The organism is Synechococcus lacustris str. Tous (assembly GCF_003011125.1).
GTDB classification, from domain to species: Bacteria; Cyanobacteriota; Cyanobacteriia; order PCC-6307; family Cyanobiaceae; genus Synechococcus_D; species Synechococcus_D lacustris.
Genome location: NZ_PXVC01000137.1, coordinates 1 through 2,671 on the forward strand (window position 1 = coordinate 1; position 2,671 = coordinate 2,671).

Annotated in this window: 6 protein-coding genes; 3 read left to right on the forward strand and 3 right to left on the reverse strand. The window is 54.5% G+C overall.

Annotated features, from left to right (window positions below; genetic code table 11):
* Nucleotides 1-572: 572 nt before the first annotated feature.
* The 3 genes from C7K08_RS13395 to C7K08_RS15915 all read left to right on the forward strand — a co-directional run bounded on the left by C7K08_RS13395 (nt 573) and on the right by C7K08_RS15915 (nt 1,893).
* The gene (locus C7K08_RS13395) at nt 573-998 is read left to right on the forward strand and encodes a nucleotidyltransferase substrate binding protein (RefSeq protein ID WP_106501045.1); all 426 of its coding nucleotides are present in this window, start codon (nt 573-575) and stop codon (nt 996-998) included.
* Nucleotides 995-1,333 (forward strand): nucleotidyltransferase domain-containing protein, encoded by a 339-nt coding sequence (locus C7K08_RS13400; RefSeq protein ID WP_106501046.1) that lies wholly within the window; start codon nt 995-997, stop codon nt 1,331-1,333. Before C7K08_RS13395 ends, C7K08_RS13400 begins: the two co-directional genes overlap by 4 nt.
* Before the next feature lie 383 nt (nt 1,334-1,716).
* The gene (locus C7K08_RS15915; protein WP_162532474.1) at nt 1,717-1,893 is read left to right on the forward strand and encodes a hypothetical protein; all 177 of its coding nucleotides are present in this window, start codon (nt 1,717-1,719) and stop codon (nt 1,891-1,893) included.
* On the opposite strand, the gene C7K08_RS13410 is transcribed toward C7K08_RS15915, so the two are convergent.
* The 3 genes from C7K08_RS13410 to C7K08_RS15650 form a co-directional block, all read right to left on the reverse strand.
* A complete protein-coding gene (locus tag C7K08_RS13410; RefSeq protein ID WP_106501047.1) occupies nt 1,865-2,089 on the reverse strand; it encodes a type II toxin-antitoxin system HicA family toxin in 225 nt (74 codons plus the stop codon). The genes C7K08_RS15915 and C7K08_RS13410 overlap by 29 nt on opposite strands.
* Complete coding sequence (locus C7K08_RS13415) at nt 2,089-2,322, reverse strand: type II toxin-antitoxin system HicB family antitoxin (RefSeq protein WP_106501048.1); 234 nt, start codon at nt 2,320-2,322, stop codon at nt 2,089-2,091. The genes C7K08_RS13410 and C7K08_RS13415 overlap by 1 nt, the downstream gene beginning before the upstream one ends.
* Before the next feature lie 115 nt (nt 2,323-2,437).
* A partial coding sequence (locus C7K08_RS15650; RefSeq protein ID WP_161955935.1) for a hypothetical protein occupies nt 2,438-2,671 on the reverse strand: 234 nt, incomplete at its 5' end.

Sequence of the window (2,671 nt, forward strand, 5' to 3'; positions counted from 1 at the left end):
AGGTTTTCCTTTAGGCAGAAATCAATAGCCTCTGCTTTTTGTTCATCGCTGTAACGACGTGGCGTAGAAGGGGCATTCATTGTGATCATTGGTTTTCATGGGGTCAGTGTAAAAGCAACTCTCTAAACACTGTCCTTGAAAACGGGGGAGGCTCACTGCTGATTAAGGGTTCGCGTGATTGCGCAAACCAGTTAAGGGCGCGCGAACTGCTTTCTTCCGGGGTTAGCAGAGCCACCACCACGCTGGTATCGAGATAAATCATCCACGGATCTGCATCACCAGCGTTCACCGCTACGGCATTCCTCTATTACGGAAGGGGTGATGGGCATGGTGGCCTGAAGCTGGCGTAAATCAGTTCTGTTGCTGTTCAGCGGCCAGCTCGATGGCCATGAGGCTGAGGAATCGCCGGTAGASTCTGCACTTTCATATCTACTGTTGGATGCCAATTTAAGTTCGCCAGCTGATAATGGGAAGGAAGTGACGAATCCGGAGTTAAAGATATGATCTTARATAACTAAAAGAGGGAAAAGTCCACGCCTGCATAAGCTGGTGCAGCTGCAAATCTGAGCCCCATGACCAACAGGGATGTCCGTTGGCTGCAACGGCTCGAGAACTATTGCAGAGCGTTAGCCGCCCTGCAAAGGGCCATTGCCATTGCAAACCAACGAGCCCTATCAGAGCTAGAGGAGCAGGGCCTAATACAAGCCTTTGAGTTCACCCACGAGCTCAGCTGGCTGCTATTAAAAGACTATCTGGCCGATCAGGGCGTAAGCGGTATAAGCGGGTCTAGAGATGCCGTGCGAGAAGCGATGGTGCGCGAGTTGCTGCCGGTTGGAACGGAGGAAACCTGGATGGCCATGATTCGCAGTCGAAACCTCACGAGCCACACCTACAACCCTGAACTGGCGCACGAGATCGCCTCATTGATACAACAAACTTACATTTTTGCTCTCAMAGCGCTGCAACGGGAACTGCAGGCCAGGGCAGAGCGGCGATGACCAGCGCACCCGAACCACCTGCTGCCGTGATCCCGGGCATTAGCGCCGTYAACAGCCAGACGATCTTGGCGCGGTTGGCGCAGCACCCCGACCTAGACGCGGTGGTGCTTTACGGCTCCAGAGCGTTGGGTCGACACCGCCCTGGCTCCGACATCGATCTCTGCCTGCAGGCTCCCTCGATGACGCTGGGCCAACTACTGAAACTCGGGGCAGCTCTCGACGACCTGCTGTTGCCGTGGCCGATCGACCTGCAGCTGCGGCATGTGATCCAGCATCAGCCACTGCTCGATCACATCGACCGAGTGGGGCTGCGCCTTTGGTGTCGCCCGGATTAGATGTCGACTTAGGAATAGCCCGCAAAGAACGTAATCAGGCCAACCCCAGGTGCTCACCTTGCCGGAGGCGAAAACCATGGATCGCCATCAAATCTTGGAACTGTTTTGCAACAGGTGCACCAACATGCGGCGCTGGTGGCTTTGGCCACCAAAGAACACGGCCGGCACCTGGATTACCCGCTGCTCAGGGCGGGGTCGAAACCYGAGCCTTACCCATTTTTATGGGCATTTGCTTAGGCAATYTGCKGCCMAATCAGTTCTGTTGCTGWTCAGCRGCCAGYTCRATRGCYATGAGGCTGAGGAATCRMCGGTGGAGAGGGCTTGGTTCAAGCTGGAAAGATTCTCCTGCTCGAGCGCGTAGCTCTGCACTTTCATATCTACTGTTGGATGCCAATTTAAGTTCGCCGCCTGAGGATCCAACAATCTCAACTTTTAACTACTGGCAAAAACCAAATCAAAATCTATATATGGCTTCTATTGGTGATCAGCAGTTGGATGCCGCCGCAAAGGGACAGGTGGAGGAAGGGCAGCTCAGTTCTCTAGAAACGTCTCCACACTGATACCTGCTTGGCGCAGGATGGCGCGAAGGGTTCCCTCGGGCATGTCACCAGGGTGGTTCGGGATTGTGGTGTAACGATTTCCGGAACGTTGGTACCAGATTTCGTGGGAACCAGCTGCTTGGCGGTCAAACGCAAAGCCGAAGAGCTTCAAACGCTTGGTGACATCTCGGTAGCGATAACCAGACAGACGACCCACTACGCGCTCAGAACAACGGGAAGCTCAAAGGACTGCGCGAGGGGAGCAGAAGCTTCAAGTTCACCCCGATCAAGCCGCGCTTCGTGAAGCTTTTTGGCCACATCACGGGCAATCTCGAGGGTCTCAGTCACGGTGCGCCCCTGGGCGAGCAGACCGGGAATGCTTTCACAGGTGGCCAGATAGCCACCCTCAGCAAGCTGCTCCAAATGAAAGTTGACAAGCCATTCAGCCACGATGGAKGTCCCGCAGGATTAATTCAATTTAGGAGGACATCTGTTGCAGGTAGCAGGCACCGCGGCAGGGGTGAGGAATTTCACGCCATTCCTCCGTACTCCTCCAGCAGCGAGATCACATCTTGGAGTTGGACAAGATTGCATTGAGCTTGGCGTCGAGCTCGGAAAGCCGCGCGTTCTCTTTCCTCAGCTGCTCGGTTTCTTTCCTTAGCTGTTTTGTACTTTGCTCGAGCGCGTAGCTCTGCACTTTCATATCTACTGTTGGATGCCAATTTAAGTTCGCCAGCTGCCGCCGCCAGGGCGATAAAGATGCAAGGAATTCCTGCTTGCTGCGGTAATGGGAAGGAAG